General features: G+C 74.0%; 13 protein-coding genes. 9 read left to right on the top strand and 4 right to left on the bottom strand.

The window, feature by feature from the left end; genetic code table 11:
- Positions 1-23 precede the first annotated feature (23 nt).
- Positions 24-521: an Lrp/AsnC family transcriptional regulator gene (locus QHG49_RS17280; protein WP_370530477.1), complete on the bottom strand. Its 498-nt coding sequence runs from the start codon at positions 519-521 to the stop codon at positions 24-26.
- A 175-nt stretch (positions 522-696) separates the two neighbouring features.
- Here QHG49_RS17280 and pdhA point away from each other — a divergent pair, with 175 nt between their 5' ends.
- The 7 genes from pdhA to QHG49_RS17245 all read left to right on the top strand — a co-directional run bounded on the left by pdhA (position 697) and on the right by QHG49_RS17245 (position 8,802).
- Complete coding sequence (pdhA, locus tag QHG49_RS17275; RefSeq protein WP_301490233.1) at positions 697-1,851, top strand: pyruvate dehydrogenase (acetyl-transferring) E1 component subunit alpha; 1,155 nt, start codon at positions 697-699, stop codon at positions 1,849-1,851.
- Positions 1,848-2,852, top strand: coding sequence for an alpha-ketoacid dehydrogenase subunit beta (locus QHG49_RS17270; protein WP_301490232.1), 1,005 nt, complete (start codon positions 1,848-1,850; stop codon positions 2,850-2,852). The genes pdhA and QHG49_RS17270 overlap by 4 nt, the downstream gene beginning before the upstream one ends.
- A complete protein-coding gene (locus QHG49_RS17265; RefSeq protein ID WP_301490231.1) occupies positions 2,852-4,243 on the top strand; it encodes a dihydrolipoamide acetyltransferase family protein in 1,392 nt (463 codons plus the stop codon). The genes QHG49_RS17270 and QHG49_RS17265 overlap by 1 nt, the downstream gene beginning before the upstream one ends.
- Positions 4,244-4,304: 61 nt before the next feature.
- Complete coding sequence (locus QHG49_RS17260; protein WP_159703202.1) at positions 4,305-5,240, top strand: NTP transferase domain-containing protein; 936 nt, start codon at positions 4,305-4,307, stop codon at positions 5,238-5,240.
- On the top strand, positions 5,237-6,634 hold the full coding sequence (locus tag QHG49_RS17255; RefSeq protein WP_159703205.1) for a molybdopterin molybdotransferase MoeA: 1,398 nt from the start codon (positions 5,237-5,239) through the stop codon (positions 6,632-6,634). The genes QHG49_RS17260 and QHG49_RS17255 overlap by 4 nt, the downstream gene beginning before the upstream one ends.
- Positions 6,622-7,764 carry a TrkA family potassium uptake protein gene (locus QHG49_RS17250; RefSeq protein ID WP_370530476.1) on the top strand — a complete coding sequence of 381 codons (1,143 nt, stop codon included), beginning with the start codon at positions 6,622-6,624 and terminating at the stop codon, positions 7,762-7,764. Before QHG49_RS17255 ends, QHG49_RS17250 begins: the two co-directional genes overlap by 13 nt.
- A 57-nt stretch (positions 7,765-7,821) precedes the next feature.
- On the top strand, positions 7,822-8,802 hold the full coding sequence (locus QHG49_RS17245; RefSeq protein ID WP_301490228.1) for an NAD(P)H-quinone oxidoreductase: 981 nt from the start codon (positions 7,822-7,824) through the stop codon (positions 8,800-8,802).
- Positions 8,803-8,823: 21 nt separating this feature from the next.
- Here the strand turns inward: QHG49_RS17245 and QHG49_RS17240 are convergent, their stop codons facing one another.
- A complete protein-coding gene (locus QHG49_RS17240) occupies positions 8,824-9,516 on the bottom strand; it encodes a hypothetical protein (protein ID WP_145486922.1) in 693 nt (230 codons plus the stop codon).
- Between the two features lie 181 nt (positions 9,517-9,697).
- Between QHG49_RS17240 and QHG49_RS17235 the strand changes: the two genes are divergently transcribed.
- Positions 9,698-10,240, top strand: coding sequence for a bacterial proteasome activator family protein (locus QHG49_RS17235; RefSeq protein ID WP_159703211.1), 543 nt, complete (start codon positions 9,698-9,700; stop codon positions 10,238-10,240).
- 85 nt (positions 10,241-10,325) lie between these two features.
- On the opposite strand, the gene QHG49_RS17230 is transcribed toward QHG49_RS17235, so the two are convergent.
- Entirely contained in the window at positions 10,326-11,963 is a 1,638-nt protein-coding gene (locus tag QHG49_RS17230) for a protein kinase (protein ID WP_301490226.1), read from the bottom strand.
- Between the two features lie 344 nt (positions 11,964-12,307).
- On the opposite strand from QHG49_RS17230, the gene QHG49_RS17225 reads away from it, so the two are divergent.
- Positions 12,308-13,939: a protein kinase gene (locus QHG49_RS17225; protein WP_301490225.1), complete on the top strand. Its 1,632-nt coding sequence runs from the start codon at positions 12,308-12,310 to the stop codon at positions 13,937-13,939.
- A 201-nt stretch (positions 13,940-14,140) separates the two neighbouring features.
- Here QHG49_RS17225 and QHG49_RS17220 read toward each other — a convergent pair whose 3' ends face one another.
- Complete coding sequence (locus tag QHG49_RS17220) at positions 14,141-15,160, bottom strand: phosphotransferase (protein ID WP_301490223.1); 1,020 nt, start codon at positions 15,158-15,160, stop codon at positions 14,141-14,143.
- Positions 15,161-15,173 lie beyond the last annotated feature (13 nt).

The raw sequence follows: 15,173 nt of genomic DNA, 5'->3' as shown, positions 1-15,173 counted from the left end.
CCTGCTGGACCGGAGAAGACGGCCTACGCGTCCGGTTCCAGGTCCTCCTCCTCGAAGACCAGCAGCGTGCGGGTGCTCAGCACCTCCGGGATCGCCTGGAGCCGGGTGAGCACCAGCTCGCGCAGCGCCCGGTTGTCGGGCGTGTGCACCAGCAGCAGGACGTCGAAGTCGCCGCCCACCAACGCGATGTGCGAGGCGCCCGGCAGCTGGCGCAGCTGCTCGCGGACCGTGCGCCAGGTGTTCTGGACGATCTTCAGGGTGATGTAGGCCGAGGTGCTGTGCCCGGCCCGCTCGTGGTCCACGCGGGCGCCGAAGCCCCGGATCACCCCGTCCTCGACCAGCCGGTTGATGCGCGCGTAGGCGTTGGCCCGCGAGACATGGACACGTTCGGCGACGGACCGTATCGAAGCGCGGCCGTCCGCCTGGAGGATGCGCAGGATGTCCTGATCGATGGCGTCCAGCGGTCGCGCCGGCGGCGGCAGCGCCTCCTGCGCTGTCTCGGCCATTTGTTCAGGTGTCATGTCCCCCCGCTTCATCGCCGTGGACGTCCTGCGTTCATTGCAGGCTGTGGAGAACCGTTTGTCCACAGCCTGGAGGTGCCTGTAGCCAAAATGTGCCGACGACCGAACAATCGGTAGGTGAGGCGGGTCACAGCCGACACGTCTCCCGTAGCCGCTCCCATGAGGAGGTGCCGTCATGACGGTTCTGGAGCAGCGGGGCGCGTACCGGCCATCGCCGCCGCCCGCCTGGCAGCCCCGTATGGACCCCGCGCCGCTGCTGCCCGACGCCGAGCCGTACCGCGTCCTCGGCACCGAGGCGGCCGCCGGGGCCGATCCCGATCTGCTCCGCAGGCTCCACGCCCAGCTGGTGCGCGGCCGCCGCTACAACACGCAGGCCACCGCGCTCACCAAGCAGGGCCGCCTCGCCGTCTACCCCTCCAGCACCGGCCAGGAGGCATGCGAGATCGCCGCCGCCCTGGCCCTCGAAGAGCGCGACTGGCTCTTCCCCAGCTACCGCGACACGCTGGCCGTCGTCGCCCGCGGGGTGGACCCGGTCGAGGCCCTCACCCTGCTGCGCGGCGACTGGCACACCGGCTACGACCCGTACGCGCACCGGGTCGCCCCCCTCTCCACCCCGCTGGCCACCCAGCTGCCGCACGCCGTCGGCCTCGCCCACGCCGCCCGCCTCAAGGGCGACGACGTGGTCGCGCTCGCCATGGTCGGCGACGGCGGCACCAGCGAGGGCGACTTCCACGAGGCACTGAACTTCGCCGCCGTCTGGCAGGCACCCGTCGTCTTCCTGGTGCAGAACAACGGCTTCGCCATCTCCGTCCCGCTCGCCAAGCAGACCGCCGCGCCCTCCCTGGCCCACAAGGCCGTCGGCTACGGCATGCCGGGCCGCCTGGTCGACGGCAATGACGCGGCCGCGGTGCACGAGGTGCTCACCGACGCCGTACGGCACGCCCGCGCGGGCGGCGGACCGACCCTGATCGAGGCGGTCACCTACCGCATCGACGCCCACACCAACGCCGACGACGCCACCCGCTACCGGGGTGACGCCGAGGTGGAGGCCTGGCGCGCGCACGACCCGGTGCGCCTGCTGGAGACGGAGCTGACCGAGCGCGGCCTGATCGACGCGGCCGGTCTGGAAGCCGTACGGGGGGACGCCGAGGCGATGGCCGCCGACCTGCGCGCACGCATGAACCAGGACCCCGGGCTCGACCCGATGGACCTCTTCGACCACGTCTACGCCGAGACGACTGCCCAACTGCGCGAACAGCGGGACCTGTTGCGGGCCGAGCTGGCGGCCGAGCAGGACGGGCCCGACCCGCAGGAAGGCGACCGCCGATGACCACCGTGGCCGTCAAGCCCGCCACCATGGCCCAGGCCCTCACCCGCGCGATGCGCGACGCGATGGCCGCCGACCCCGCCGTGCACGTGCTCGGTGAGGACGTCGGCACCCTCGGCGGTGTCTTCCGCGTCACCGACGGGCTCGCCAAGGAGTTCGGCGAGGACCGCTGCACCGACACCCCGCTCGCGGAGGCCGGCATCCTCGGCGCCGCCGTCGGCATGGCCATGTACGGCCTGCGCCCGGTGGTGGAGATGCAGTTCGATGCCTTCGCCTACCCGGCGTTCGAGCAACTCGTCAGCCATGTCTCCCGGATGCGCAACCGCACCCGGGGCCGGATGCCCCTGCCGATCACCGTCCGCATCCCCTACGGCGGCGGCATCGGCGGCGTCGAGCACCACAGCGACTCCTCCGAGGCGTACTACATGGCCACCCCCGGCCTGCACGTGGTGACGCCCGCGACCGTCGCCGACGCCTACGGCCTGCTGCGCCGGGCCATCGCCTCCGACGACCCGGTCGTCTTCCTGGAGCCCAAGCGGCTCTACTGGTCCAAGAACACCTGGAACCCCGAGGAGCCGGCCGAGGTCGAGCCGATCGGGCGCGCGGTGGTCCGGCGTACCGGCCGCAGCGCCACGCTGATCACCTACGGCCCCTCCGTGCCCGTCTGCCTGGAGGCCGCCGAGGCCGCGCGGGCCGAGGGCTGGGACCTGGAGGTGGTCGACCTGCGCTCCCTGGTGCCGTTCGACGACGAGACGGTCTGCGCCTCCGTGCGGCGCACCGGACGCGCGGTCGTGGTACACGAGTCCACCGGGTTCGGCGGGCCGGGCGGCGAGATCGCGGCCCGGATCACCGAGCGCTGCTTCCACCACCTGGAGGCCCCCGTGCTGCGCGTCGCCGGGTTCGACCTCCCCTACCCGCCGCCCATGCTGGAGCGGCACCATCTGCCCGGCGTGGACCGCGTCCTGGACGCCGTGGCCCGGCTCCAGTGGGAGGCCGAGGGCTGATGGCACAGGTGCTGGAGTTCAAGCTGCCCGATCTCGGCGAGGGACTGACCGAGGCGGAGATCGTGCGCTGGCTGGTCCAGGTCGGTGACGTGGTCGCCGTCGACCAGCCGGTGGTCGAGGTCGAGACGGCCAAGGCGTCGGTGGAGGTCCCCTGCCCCTACGGCGGTGTGGTCACCGCCCGCTACGGCGAGGAGGGCACCGAACTCCCGGTCGGCGCCCCGCTCCTGACGGTCGCGGTCGGCGAACCGGACGCGGAGTCCACGGCCGGCTCGGGCAATGTCCTGGTCGGATACGGCACGTCCGAGGCGCCGGGCCGGCGCCGCAGGGTGCGGCCGGTGGCCCTGACCGGCGGCGGCGCGGGAGCGAACGGTGCCACGGGCGGGAGCGCGGCGGTGAACGGCGCCGAGGCCGCGGGCACCGGAGTGAACGGCACCGCCGCCGCGCCGGGTTCGGGCCTGCCCGCCACTGCGCTGCCGGCCGACGGCCCCGTGCCCGTGATCTCCCCGCTGGTGCGCAGGCTCGCCCGCGAGGGCGGACTGGACCTGCGGCGGCTGGCCGGATCCGGCCCGGACGGACTGATCCTGCGCGCCGACGTGGAGCGCGCCCTGCGCGACGGGGCGGACCAGGGCAGCGGTCGTACGGCCGAGGGCCCCGTCATGGCCCAGGCCATGGCGTCGGCCGTGGCCCCGGCCCCCGTCTCCGGCGAGGTGCGTGTTCCGCTCAAGGGCATCCGCGGTGCCGTCGCCGACAAGCTGTCCCGCAGCCGCCGGGAGATCCCGGACGCCACCTGCTGGGTGGACGCCGACGCGACGGAACTGATGCGCGCCCGGGCCGCGATGAACGCGGCGGGGGGCGTGAGGATCTCCCTCGTCGCGCTGCTCGCCCGCATCTGCGCCGCGGCCCTCGCCCGGTTCCCGGAGCTGAACTCCTCGGTCGACACCGAGGCCCGCGAGATCGTCCGGCACCCCCATGTGCACCTCGGGTTCGCGGCCCAGACCGAGCGCGGCCTGGTCGTGCCGGTCGTCCGGGACGCCCACGCCCGTGACGCGGAGTCGCTGACCGGCGAGTTCGCCCGGCTCACCGAGGCGGCCCGCGCCGGGACGCTCACCCCGGCGGAACTCACCGGCGGCACCTTCACGTTGAACAACTACGGGGTCTTCGGCGTCGACGGCTCCACACCGATCGTCAACCACCCCGAGGCGGCCATGCTCGGCGTCGGCCGGATCGTCCCCAAGCCATGGGTGCACGAGGGCGAGCTGGCCGTGCGCCAGGTCGTCCAGCTCTCGCTCACCTTCGACCACCGGGTGTGCGACGGCGGCACGGCGGGCGGCTTCCTGAGGTACGTGGCGGACTGCGTGGAACAGCCGGCGGTGCTGCTGCGCACCCTGTGACCCACCGGGGGCCCGCCGCCCCTCGGTTCCCTGCGATCGGACCGGCCCGCATACTCGGGGAGTGACCGACAACGCCACCGCCGGGCCGGCGGGCACCGCGGCCGCCCTCGGAGCCGACGCGGCACCCCCGCCGTACGACGCCGTCGTGCTGGCCGGAGGTGCCGCGCGGCGGCTCGGCGGGGCCGACAAGCCCGGCGTCCGGGTCGGCGGCCGGGCGCTGCTGGACCGGGTGCTCACGGCCTGCGCGAACGCTCGTACGACCGTCGTCGTGGCCGCGCCCCGCAGCACCGTCCGCCCGGTGCGCTGGGCCCGCGAGGAGCCGCCCGGCGGGGGACCGGTCGCCGCGCTGGCGGCCGGGCTGCGGCACGTCACCGCCGAACGCGCCGTCGTCCTCTCCGCCGACCTGCCCTTCCTCCGGGCGGACACACTGCGGCGGCTGCTGACCGCCCTGGGCGAGAGCGGCGCCGACGGCGCGCTGCTCACCGACGCGGACGGCCGCGACCAGCCCCTGGTCGCGGCGTACCGCACCGCCGCGCTGCGCCGCGAACTGGCCGCCCTCGCCGCCGCGCACGACGGCCTCACCGGACTGCCGCTGCGCCGCCTCACCGCCGCCCTCCGCCTCACCCGTGTCCCGGACCCGCACGCGTCCTTCGACTGCGACACCTGGGACGACATCGTCAACGCCAGGGCACGCATCAGGGAGCATGGGCACGTGTTGGATGAATGGATCTCCGCAGTCAAGGACGAGCTGGGCATCGACCTGGACGTCGACACGAACGTCCTGCTCGACCTGGCCCGGGACGCCGCGCACAATGTCGCCCGGCCCGCCGCCCCGCTGACCACCTTCCTCGTCGGCTACGCCGCGGCCCGGGGCGAGGGCGGCCCCGAGGCCGTCGCCGAAGCCGCCCGCAAGGCCGCCGCGCTGGCCCTGCGCTGGGAGGAAGAGGCGGCACGGACCGGGGAAAGCGGGGGCCCGAGCGCCCCGGACGCCGGATGACCGCGCCCGGCCTGCGCGACGGGGCACCCGTGGAGGACAGCGACGACCTCGATGTCGAGGAGGCCCTGGCCCTCGTGAGGGAAGCCAAGGACGACGGCACCGGCCCGGCCCGGGACCCGGGGGCCACCGGGCCGCACCGCCCTGCCCCGGCGGAACGGCACCGCGCCACCCCCTGGCCCGACGCCCGCGAGATCGCCGCCCGCGCCGCGCGGGCCACCCGCGCGACCCGGCCCGCCCCCACGTCACCGGCCCCCCGCCGCACCCCCGTCTCCGTCCCCCTCGGCAACGCCCTCGGCCTGGTCCTCGCCGCACCCCTGGACGCGCTCGGCGACCTGCCGTCCTTCGACACCTCCGCGATGGACGGCTGGGCGGTCGCCGGCCCCGGACCCTGGGCGGTGCGCGAGGAGGGTGTGCTCGCCGGGCACGCCCAGCCCGAGCCGCTCACCGACGGCGAGGCGGTCCGCATCGCCACCGGCGCCCGCGTCCCCGCCGACACCACCGCCGTGCTGCGCACCGAGCACGGCCGCACGGACGCCCAGGGCCGGCTGCACGCCACCCGCGAGACGGTCCACGGCCAGGACATCCGCCCGCGCGGCCAGGAGTGCCGCAGCGGCGACCAACTGCTGCCCGTCGGCACCCAGATCACCCCGGCCGTCCTCGGCCTGGCCGCGGCCGCGGGATACGACACCGTCACCGTCGTCCCCCGGCCCCGCGCCGAAGTCCTCGTCCTCGGGGACGAGTTGCTGACCGAGGGGCTGCCGCACGACGGGCTGATCCGGGACGCGCTCGGCCCCATGCTGCCGCCCTGGCTGCGGGCGCTCGGCGCCGAGGTCGTCGCGGTGCGCCGGATCCGCGACGACGCCAGGGCCCTGCACAAGGCGATCACCGCGTCCACGGCCGATCTGGTCGTCACCACCGGAGGCACCGCCGCCGGACCCCACGACCACGTCCACTCCACCCTGGAACGCATCGGCGCCGAACTCCTCGTCGACGGCGTGAAGGTGCGCCCCGGCCACCCCATGCTGCTGGCCCGCACCAAGGACGACCAGCATCTCGTCGGTCTGCCCGGCAACCCCCTCGCGGCCGTCTCCGGCCTCATCACGCTCGCCGAGCCGCTGCTGCGCACCCTCGCCGCCCGCCCCGCCCCCGAGCCGTACACGCTGCCGCTGACCGAGGCCGTGCACGGGCACCCGTACGACACCCGGCTCGTCCCCGTGGTGCTGCGCGGCGACCGTGCCGTACCGCTGCACTACAACGGCCCGGCCATGCTGCGCGGCATCGCGGCCGCCGACGCGCTGGCCGTCGTACCGCCGGGCGGGGCCCGCCACGGTGCGGAGACGGAGCTGCTGGACCTGCCCTGGACGACCGCGGGGATCGGGGTATGTTTCACGTGAAACGTGCGGACAGCGACACCCCCGGCACCCCCGACACCACCGGGACTCCGCAGGACGACGCCCGCGCGGCGGACGAACGCCCGGTCGTCCACCAGGTGAAACTGCCGGTGAAGGTGGTGGAACGGCCGCTCCGCCAGGTCGCCAAACGGCTGCTCATGGCGCTGCTGTTGCTGGTCCTCACCGCGCTGGTCGTCTACGTCGACCGCGCGGGCTACCGCGACAGCGCCGACGACTCCGTGGACCTGCTCGACTCGTTCTACTACGCCACCGTCACCCTCTCCACCACGGGTTACGGCGACATCACCCCGGTCAGCGACAGCGCCCGGCTGACCAACATCTTCGTCATCACGCCCCTGCGGGTGCTGTTCCTGATCATCCTGGTCGGCACCACGCTGGAGGTCCTCACCGAGCGCACCCGGGAGGAATGGCGCCTGAAACGCTGGAGGTCCGCCTTGCGCGAGCACACCGTCGTCGTCGGCTTCGGCACGAAGGGGCGCTCGGCCGTGCAGACCGTCTGCGCGACCGGGCTGAAGAAGGAGCAGGTGGTCGTGGTCGACCCCAGCGCCAAGGTGATCGACGCGGCGACCGCCGACGGCTACGCCGGGGTCATCGGCGACGCCACCCGCAGCGACATCCTCAAGCGGGCCGAGGTGCACAAGGCCCGGCAGATCATCGTGGCCCCGCAGCGTGACGACACCGCCGTGCTGGTCACCTTGACCGCCCGTCAGCTCAACCGCAGCGCGAAGATCGTGGCCGCGGTGCGCGAGGAGGAGAACGCCCCGCTGCTGCGGCAGTCCGGCGCCGACGCCGTCATCACCAGCGCCAGCGCGGCCGGCCGGCTGCTCGGCCTGTCGGTCCTCAGCCCCGCCGCCGGCATGGTCATGGAGGACCTCATCCAGCAGGGCAGCGGCCTGGACCTCGTGGAGCGGCCGGTGGTGCGCGCCGAGGCGGGCAAGGGGCCGCGCGAGATCGACGACCTCGTGGTGAGCGTCGTACGCGGGCACCGGGTGCTCGGTTACGACGACCGGTCCATCGGCACCCTCCAGCTGACCGACCGGCTCATCACCATCGTGCGCGCCAGCCCCGGCACCCAGATCACCCCGCACTCGCGCCCGCTGCCCAGGGACTGAGACGGGGCGTCGAGCGCCGTGGCCGCCCGGGGCGCCAGGGGGAGTAGCGTCGCGGACATGCATGCGATCACGATTCCCGAACCTGGTGGTCCCGAGGCGCTGGTGTGGGACGAGGTCCCCGATCCGGTGGCCGGCGAGGGCGAGGTGCTGGTCGAGGTGGTGGCCAGTGCCGTCAACCGTGCCGACGTCCTGCAACGGCAGGGCTTCTACAACCCGCCGCCCGGCGCCTCCCCCTACCCCGGCCTGGAGTGCTCCGGCCGGATCGCCGCGCTCGGCCCCGGGGTGTCCGGCTGGGCCATCGGCGACGAGGTGTGCGCGCTGCTCGCGGGCGGCGGCTACGCCCAGAAGGTCGTCGTACCGGCCGGGCAGCTGCTGCCGGTGCCGGAGGGCGTCGACCTGGTGCGGGCCGCCGCGCTGCCCGAGGTGGCGTGCACGGTCTGGTCCAACGTGTTCATGGTGTCCCACCTGGGGCCGGGCGAGACCCTGCTGGTGCACGGCGGCTCCAGCGGCATCGGCACCATGGCGATCCAGCTGGCCAAGGCAGTCGGCGCCAGGGTCGCGGTGACCGCCGGGACCAAGGAGAAGCTGGAGCGCTGCGCCGAACTGGGCGCGGACATCCTGATCAACTACCGGGAGCAGGACTTCGTCGCCGAGGTCGAGGAGGCCACCGGCGGCGCGGGCGCCGACGTCATCCTCGACAACATGGGCGCCAAGTACCTCGACCGCAATGTGCGGGCGCTGGCGGTCAACGGGCGTCTGGCGATCATCGGGCTCCAGGGCGGTGCCAAGGGCGAGCTGAACATCGGCGCGCTGCTGCACAAGCGCGCTGCCGTCACCGCGACCTCGCTGCGGGCGCGGCCGGTGGAGGAGAAGACGGCCATCGTCGCCGCGGTCCGCGAGCACGTCTGGCCGCTGCTCGCCGGGGGGCGGGTACGCCCGGTGGTGGACCGCGAGCTGCCGATGGCGCGGGCCGCCGAGGCGCACCGGGTGCTGGAGGAGAGCGGCCACATCGGCAAGGTGCTGCTCGTGGCCCCGTAGCGGAGCGTCCGGGCCCGGGGCTCAGCTCCTGCGCAGCCGCAGCCCCAGGAAGGCCAGGCCGAGGCCGAGACCGATGAGGACGAGCCCGCTGCCGAGCGGCAGGATCCGCAGGGCCGGCTCGCTCGCGTTCTCGCTCTGCCGGGCGGCGTCCTGGTCCGCCGACCGCCCCGGCGTGGGATCGAGACCCGCCTCCTCGGTCGGCCGGGAGGCCGTCGGGGGCTCCGCGGTCTCCGGCTCCGCGGGCTGTGCGGCGGAGTCGGGGACGGCGTCCTCGTCGCCCTCCACCTGGGCCCAGGGCCCGTCCTGGCGCCCCGGGCGCAGCTTCCCCTCACCGGCCCCGCTGCCCGCCCGCGACGGCTCGCCGGACGGCACGCTGTACGAGGCGGAGGCCGGGCCGGAGGGCGGGTGCGGGTGCTGGGCACCGGCGCCGTCGTGCCCCGGGCGGTCCTGGTGATCGTGCCCGGCGTGACCGGAACCGGCGGCGTTCCCGGCCGCCGCGGGCCCTCCGGCACCGGCCGGGCCGCCTGAGCCGCCCGTGTGGCCGGCGGGCGAGGACGAGGCCGAGGGCGTACCGGCGGGGTGGCCCGCGGAGGGGGAGTGCGGCGGGCCGGCCTCGGCGGCGTACGCGGCGGCGGTGCCGTAGGCGGGCAGGGCCGCCGTGAGGACGAGCAGCAGCCGCAGACAGGGGTGGGTGAGTCGCAGCCATGGAGTCACGTCGGTGACCTCCCGGAGCCCAGCTGGCGTGAGCGCGTGATCGATGATGAACCGACGGGAACAGCCTCACATCACCGGACTCCCGGGGCATTCCGGATTGGGCCGACGGGTCTAAACCGCGGATCCGCTGCACCGGGGGGCGCCACGGTGGTGAGGTGGGCGGGTGCGAGACAATGACGGCATGGAGATGCCGAGGAACGAACGGTCGCCGGAGAAGCCCCAGATCCTCGTCGTGGGTCAGGACGGGATGGCGCTGGGCGGAGGTGGCGGGGACGACGATTCCCGCGAGATTCCGGTCACCGAGCAGGTGGAGCAGCCCGCCAAGGTCATGCGGATCGGCAGCATGATCAAGCAGCTCCTGGAGGAGGTGCGCGCCGCTCCCCTCGACGAGGCCAGCCGGGTCCGGCTGCGGGAGATCCACGCCAGCTCGGTGAAGGAGCTGGAGGACGGTCTGGCGCCGGAGCTGGTCGAGGAGCTGGAGCGCCTGTCGCTGCCGTTCACCGACGACGTCACCCCGAGCGACGCCGAGCTGCGTATCGCGCAGGCACAGCTGGTGGGCTGGCTGGAGGGCCTCTTCCACGGGATCCAGACCACGCTGTTCGCCCAGCAGATGGCCGCGCGGGCCCAGCTGGAGCAGATGCGCCGGGCGCTCCCGCCGGGTGTGTCGGGCCCCGAGGGCGACGACCAGCACACGGGCGGGCACACGGGCGGCCCGTACCTGTAGATCCCAGATATCCGTACCCGTAGATCCGGACACGCGAAAGGGGCCCGGCGGTCGGTCACCGCCGGGCCCCTTCTCATGCGCGCGTCTACTGCGGCGGATTGCCCGTCGACACGCTCAGCTCGATGGTGCCCGGGTTCTTGGCGTTCACATCCGTGCCCTCGGACGGGAACTGGTCCATGACCGTGCCGTCGCCCCAGGTGTTGTCGTCCACCTTCTTGACGTGCAGCGTCCAGCCCGCGGCCTGGAAGCAGGCCTTCACGGAGTTGATGTCCTTGTAGCGGAAATCGGGCAGCTGGATCTTGTTCGGATCGTCGTAGGACTCCGCCGGCTCCGTGCACTTGGTCTTGTCGATCACCCGGGTGGTGTCCGGGCCCCGGTAGCCCGCCTGGTGGCGGGGGGACGCCGAGGTGCTGGCACCGCCGTGCCCGCCCGTGTCGTCACCGCCGCCGCTGTTCATGGTCAGCGCGACGGCCAGGCCGACGACCGCGACGAGCGACACCCCGACCGCCCCGATGATCACGGCCTTTCCGCTCTTGCCGCCGTCCGGGCCGGACCCCTGCGTGGTCGTCTGCGGGGACTGCGCGTACGGCGGCGGGGTGCTGGGCCCGTAGCCGGCCGGAGGCGTCTGGTAGCCCGCCGGCTGGGGATAGCCGTAGGAGGGCGCGGGCGCGGGCGTGGCCGGTGCCGGGGTATGGGGGCCGTACGGACCCGGCTGGTACGGCGTCCGCACCGGTCCGGGCGGCGTCTGCCGGGACTGGTCGACCGGCGGGAACACCGCGGAGCCGACGCCCGAGCCGCTCTGCCGCGGACCGGCGTCCGGCACGATGCTCGGCGCGGCCGCCTGGAGGGAGGCGGCGACCCGCAGGCACTCCTCGCGCATGGCGTCGGCGGTCGGGAAGCGCTCGTTCGGGTTCTTCCGCAGCGCGCGGGCGACCAGCGCGTCCACCGCCGGGGGCAGCGCGCGGTTGATGGAGGACGGGGCGACCGGCTCCTCCTGGACGTGCGCGTACGCGATCGCCAGCGGGGAGTCCGCGTCGAACGGCAGCCGCCCGGTCACCAGCTGGAAGAGCATGATGCCGACCGAGTACAGGTCGGAGCGGGCGTCCACACCGCGGCCGAGGGCCTGCTCGGGCGAGAGGTACTGCGGGGTGCCGACGACCATGCCGGTCTGCGTCATCGAGGTCACGCCGGACTGCATGGCGCGCGCGATGCCGAAGTCCATGACCTTGACCACACCTCGCTTGGTCACCATCACGTTGCCGGGCTTGATGTCGCGGTGGACCAGGCCCATCTCGTGGCTGATGTCCAGCGCGGCGAGCACGTCGGCGGTGACCTTCAGCGCCTGGTCGGCGGGCATGGCGCCGTACCGGCGTATGTCCTCCTCCAGGACCGAGCCCAGCGGGTGGCCCTCGACGTACTCCATGACGATGTACGGGGTCGCCAGGCCGCCGAGGTCGTCCTCGCCCGTGTCGAAGACGGAGACGATGTTGGTGTGCGTGAGCTTCGCCACGGCCTGGGCCTCGCGGCGGAAGCGCTCGCGGAAGGCCTGCTCCCGGCCCAGCTCGGTGTGCAGTGTCTTGATCGCGACCTGGCGGTCCAGCACGGCGTCGTACGCGAGGTGGACCGAGGCCATGCCGCCCTCGCCGAGCAGGTCGCGCAGCTGGTATCGGCCACCGGCCAGACCCTGCCCCGAATATCGGCCGTGTGTGCCGTCCTGGCTCATCTCTCCGCGTCCCCCATCGGCCGTCCGGCACCTTGGCTCGTCGCACAGGCCTTGATCGAATGTGTCATTCCCGGCCAAGTCTGCCCCAGGGCACCGGCACGTCAAGCTCGGTGCCCGTTCCGTGACCGTACGGACAAGAAGCGTCGCGCAAGCGTTACAGGGGGCGTGCGAGCAGCACACAGAATTTGCACGACGACCTGTGCTGAGGGTTTCATGGCCGGTCCGTCGCAGAGTCGGTCCCGGTTCCGGTTCCGAACCGGTGGCCCCCACGGAGGCTGTAGCGTGGCCGACGGAGACCGTGACAACACCGCGCGCACCGCGGGCAGAAACGACGGCGAGGACTGATGGCACAGACGCAGCGCGCCCAGGGCCCGTCCGACCCGGAGGCGTCTGGCGGCGGCGGCATCTCGGACGGGCCGGAGAACTGGGGCAACGCAGGGCTGGTCGGCGACGGCCGGTACCGGCTGACGCACCGCCTGGGCCGGGGCGGCATGGCCGAGGTCTTCGCGGCCGAGGACGTCCGTCTGGGCCGTACGGTCGCGGTCAAGCTGCTCCGTGCCGACCTGGCCGAGGACCCTGTCTCCAAGGCGCGGTTCACGCGCGAGGCGCAGTCGGTCGCCGGGCTCAACCACCACGCGATCGTCGCCGTGTACGACTCCGGCGAGGACGTCGCGGGCGGCCAGTCGGTGCCGTACATCGTGATGGAGCTGGTCGAGGGCCGCACCATCCGCGATCTGCTGCTGAACGCGGAGGCGCCCGGCCCCGAGCAGGCGCTGATCATCGTCTCCGGAGTCCTGGAGGCGCTCGCCTACTCGCACCAGCACGGCATCGTGCACCGCGACATCAAGCCCGCGAACGTGATCATCACCGACAGCGGCGCCGTCAAGGTGATGGACTTCGGCATCGCCCGCGCCCTGCACGGCGCGCAGTCCACGATGACGCAGACCGGCATGGTCATGGGCACCCCCCAGTACCTCTCCCCGGAGCAGGCGCTCGGCAAGGCCGTCGACCACCGCTCCGACCTGTACGCGACCGGCTGCCTGCTGTACGAACTGCTCGCGCTGCGGCCCCCGTTCACCGGTGAGACCCCGCTGTCCGTGGTCTACCAGCACGTCCAGGACACGCCCATCGCGCCGTCGCAGGTCCTCCAGGCCTGCCCGCCGGAGCTGGACGGCCTGGTCATGCGCTCGCTCGCCAAGGAGCCGGACGACCGGTTCCAGACGGCGGAGGAGATGCGCGGCCTGGTCCAGTACGGCCTCCAGATGCTCTACGACCAGGGCGGCCACACCGGCACCTGGAACACCGGCCCGGTGGCGGTGCACGACACCCGGCACACCCCGGCGGGCGGCTTCGCGGGCACCACCGCGATGTCGCCGATGGCCGGTTCCGGCACCACGCAGATCCCGCAGCCGCTGCTGCCGCAGGGCTACGGCCACGGCGACGACGGCGGCTTCGAGGGGCACGGCAACAAGGGCAGCGGCCGCGGCAAGCTGTGGATCCTCGCCGTGCTCGCGGTCATCGCCATCGCGGCGGGCGTGGCGCTGGCGCTGAAGGGCGCGGGCGGCGGTGGCGGCGCCGGTACGGACACCAAGCCGCCGGCCACGCACACCAAGAGCACCGACGACGACACCGCCAGCTCGTCCCCGAGCGACGACGACACCGGGCAGCCCACGGACAGCTCGACCGACGACGGGACGGGCACCGGTTCCGGGTCGAACTGGTCGCCGTCGTACACGCCGTCGTACACCCCGACCGACCCGGAGACCACCGGCCCGACGAACCAGCCGTCGAAGACCCCGCCCACGTCGACGCAGCCCACGGACCCGACGGACGGCGGCAACGCCGACGGCGGCGCCGCGGACGGTGGCACCGACACCGGCGCGACGGGCGGCGGCACGGACGCGGGTACGACGAACGGCAACGCCACCGACGGCAACGCGGCGGCCGGCGGGGCGGCGGGCCTGCCCACCGGATGAGCATCGGCGGGGCTGCCCGCCAGTAGGACAACCGCGGGGCCCGGGAGACCGGGCCCCGTTCGTCTGCCCGCCGCCGAAGGATCTCGGCTTCCGAAGGAGCCTGATCGGCTGAAGGGCCGTGACCGATTGAAGGGCCGTGACCGACAGAAGGGCCGTGACCGACGGAAAGGGCCTTGGCCGACGCGACGGACGTAAACCCGCTCACCCGGTGAACGCGTCGCACACCGCGTCGTACTCGCGGGTCCACCACACCACGAGCGCCGAGGCGGCCGGGAACTGGCAGTCGGCACGGCTGTCGCCGCGCTCGTAGTGCCAGCGCAGCATCCAGAAGTCGTTCAGGCGTTCCCACCACACCCGGCGTACGGCCGCCGCCAGTTCCTCGGGCGTGGCATCGGCCGCGCGCCGGTACGCGCGGGCGTACGCCCGCACCTTCGGCAGGTCCAGGGCGCCCGCGGGCCGTACGAAGAAGATCGCGGCGGCCCGCACGGCCTCCTCCGCGCGGGGCTGCACGCCGAGCCGGTCCCAGTCCACGATGGCCGCCGGGGCGCCGTCCTTGTAGAGCAGGTTGAACGGGTGGAAGTCGCCGTGCACCCAGCCCACCGGGCCGCCGGGCGGCGGTCGCCGGTCCGCGTGCCGTTCCAGCAGCTCCCGCCGCTCCCGGAGCCGGTGCCGGGCCAGCGCGTCGAAGGCGTCGGCCGGGCGGTGCCGGCGCACCCGCGCGAGCAGCTGGTCGATGAGCGCGAACGTGTCCGCCGGGTCGGCGCTCTCCACCGGATGGGGGCTGGTGGCCGGGCGGGTGCGCCCCTTGGGCGGCATCACGCGCTCCAGGCAGGCGTGCACGGCGCCCAGCAGCGCTCCCAGGCGCGCGCTCTCCGAGCGGGTCAGCTGGCCGCCGTGGCGGTGTCCGCCGTCGATCCAGGGGTGCAGGGCGTAGGCATGGCCGCCGACGACGGCGACGGTACGGCCCTCGCGGTGCGCGAGCGGCACGGCGACCGGCACGCCGAGGGCGGCCAGGCGCTGGGTGGCCCGGTGCCGGCGTTCGATGGCGGCCGGGTCGGCGGTGTCGGGGTCGAAGTGGTGCTTGAGGAAATACCGGCCGCGCGTGGTGCAGAGGCGGTAGCCGCGGTTGAGCAGCCCCTGGTCGACCGGTTCGCAGGCCAGGGGCGTCCCGGCGGCGTCGTACAGGCGGAGCAGGGCGCCCAGAGGGGGCGCGTGGGGCATGGGGGTTGGTACA

Origin of the sequence: Streptomyces sp. WP-1 (genome assembly GCF_030450125.1) — a bacterium.
In the GTDB taxonomy this organism is placed as follows: domain Bacteria; phylum Actinomycetota; class Actinomycetes; order Streptomycetales; family Streptomycetaceae; genus Streptomyces; species Streptomyces incarnatus.
The sequence above is the reverse complement of the archived record's forward strand: the minus strand, read 5'-3'. Positions and strand labels throughout refer to the sequence as shown.

Excerpts from the sequence above, each read along its gene's own strand:
- QHG49_RS17235 (WP_159703211.1), top strand. The coding sequence starts at position 9,698 with ATGGAGATGCCGAGGAACGAACGGTCGCCGGAGAAGCCCCAGATCCTC.
- QHG49_RS17280 (WP_370530477.1), bottom strand. The coding sequence starts at position 521 with ATGACACCTGAACAAATGGCCGAGACAGCGCAGGAGGCGCTGCCGCCG.
- QHG49_RS17230 (WP_301490226.1), bottom strand. The coding sequence starts at position 11,963 with ATGAGCCAGGACGGCACACACGGCCGATATTCGGGGCAGGGTCTGGCC.
- QHG49_RS17220 (WP_301490223.1), bottom strand. The coding sequence starts at position 15,160 with ATGCCCCACGCGCCCCCTCTGGGCGCCCTGCTCCGCCTGTACGACGCC.
- QHG49_RS17250 (WP_370530476.1), top strand. The coding sequence starts at position 6,622 with ATGTTTCACGTGAAACGTGCGGACAGCGACACCCCCGGCACCCCCGAC.
- QHG49_RS17270 (WP_301490232.1), top strand. The coding sequence starts at position 1,848 with ATGACCACCGTGGCCGTCAAGCCCGCCACCATGGCCCAGGCCCTCACC.
- QHG49_RS17265 (WP_301490231.1), top strand. The coding sequence starts at position 2,852 with ATGGCACAGGTGCTGGAGTTCAAGCTGCCCGATCTCGGCGAGGGACTG.
- QHG49_RS17255 (WP_159703205.1), top strand. The coding sequence starts at position 5,237 with ATGACCGCGCCCGGCCTGCGCGACGGGGCACCCGTGGAGGACAGCGAC.
- QHG49_RS17245 (WP_301490228.1), top strand. The coding sequence starts at position 7,822 with ATGCATGCGATCACGATTCCCGAACCTGGTGGTCCCGAGGCGCTGGTG.
- QHG49_RS17225 (WP_301490225.1), top strand. The coding sequence starts at position 12,308 with ATGGCACAGACGCAGCGCGCCCAGGGCCCGTCCGACCCGGAGGCGTCT.
- pdhA (WP_301490233.1), top strand. The coding sequence starts at position 697 with ATGACGGTTCTGGAGCAGCGGGGCGCGTACCGGCCATCGCCGCCGCCC.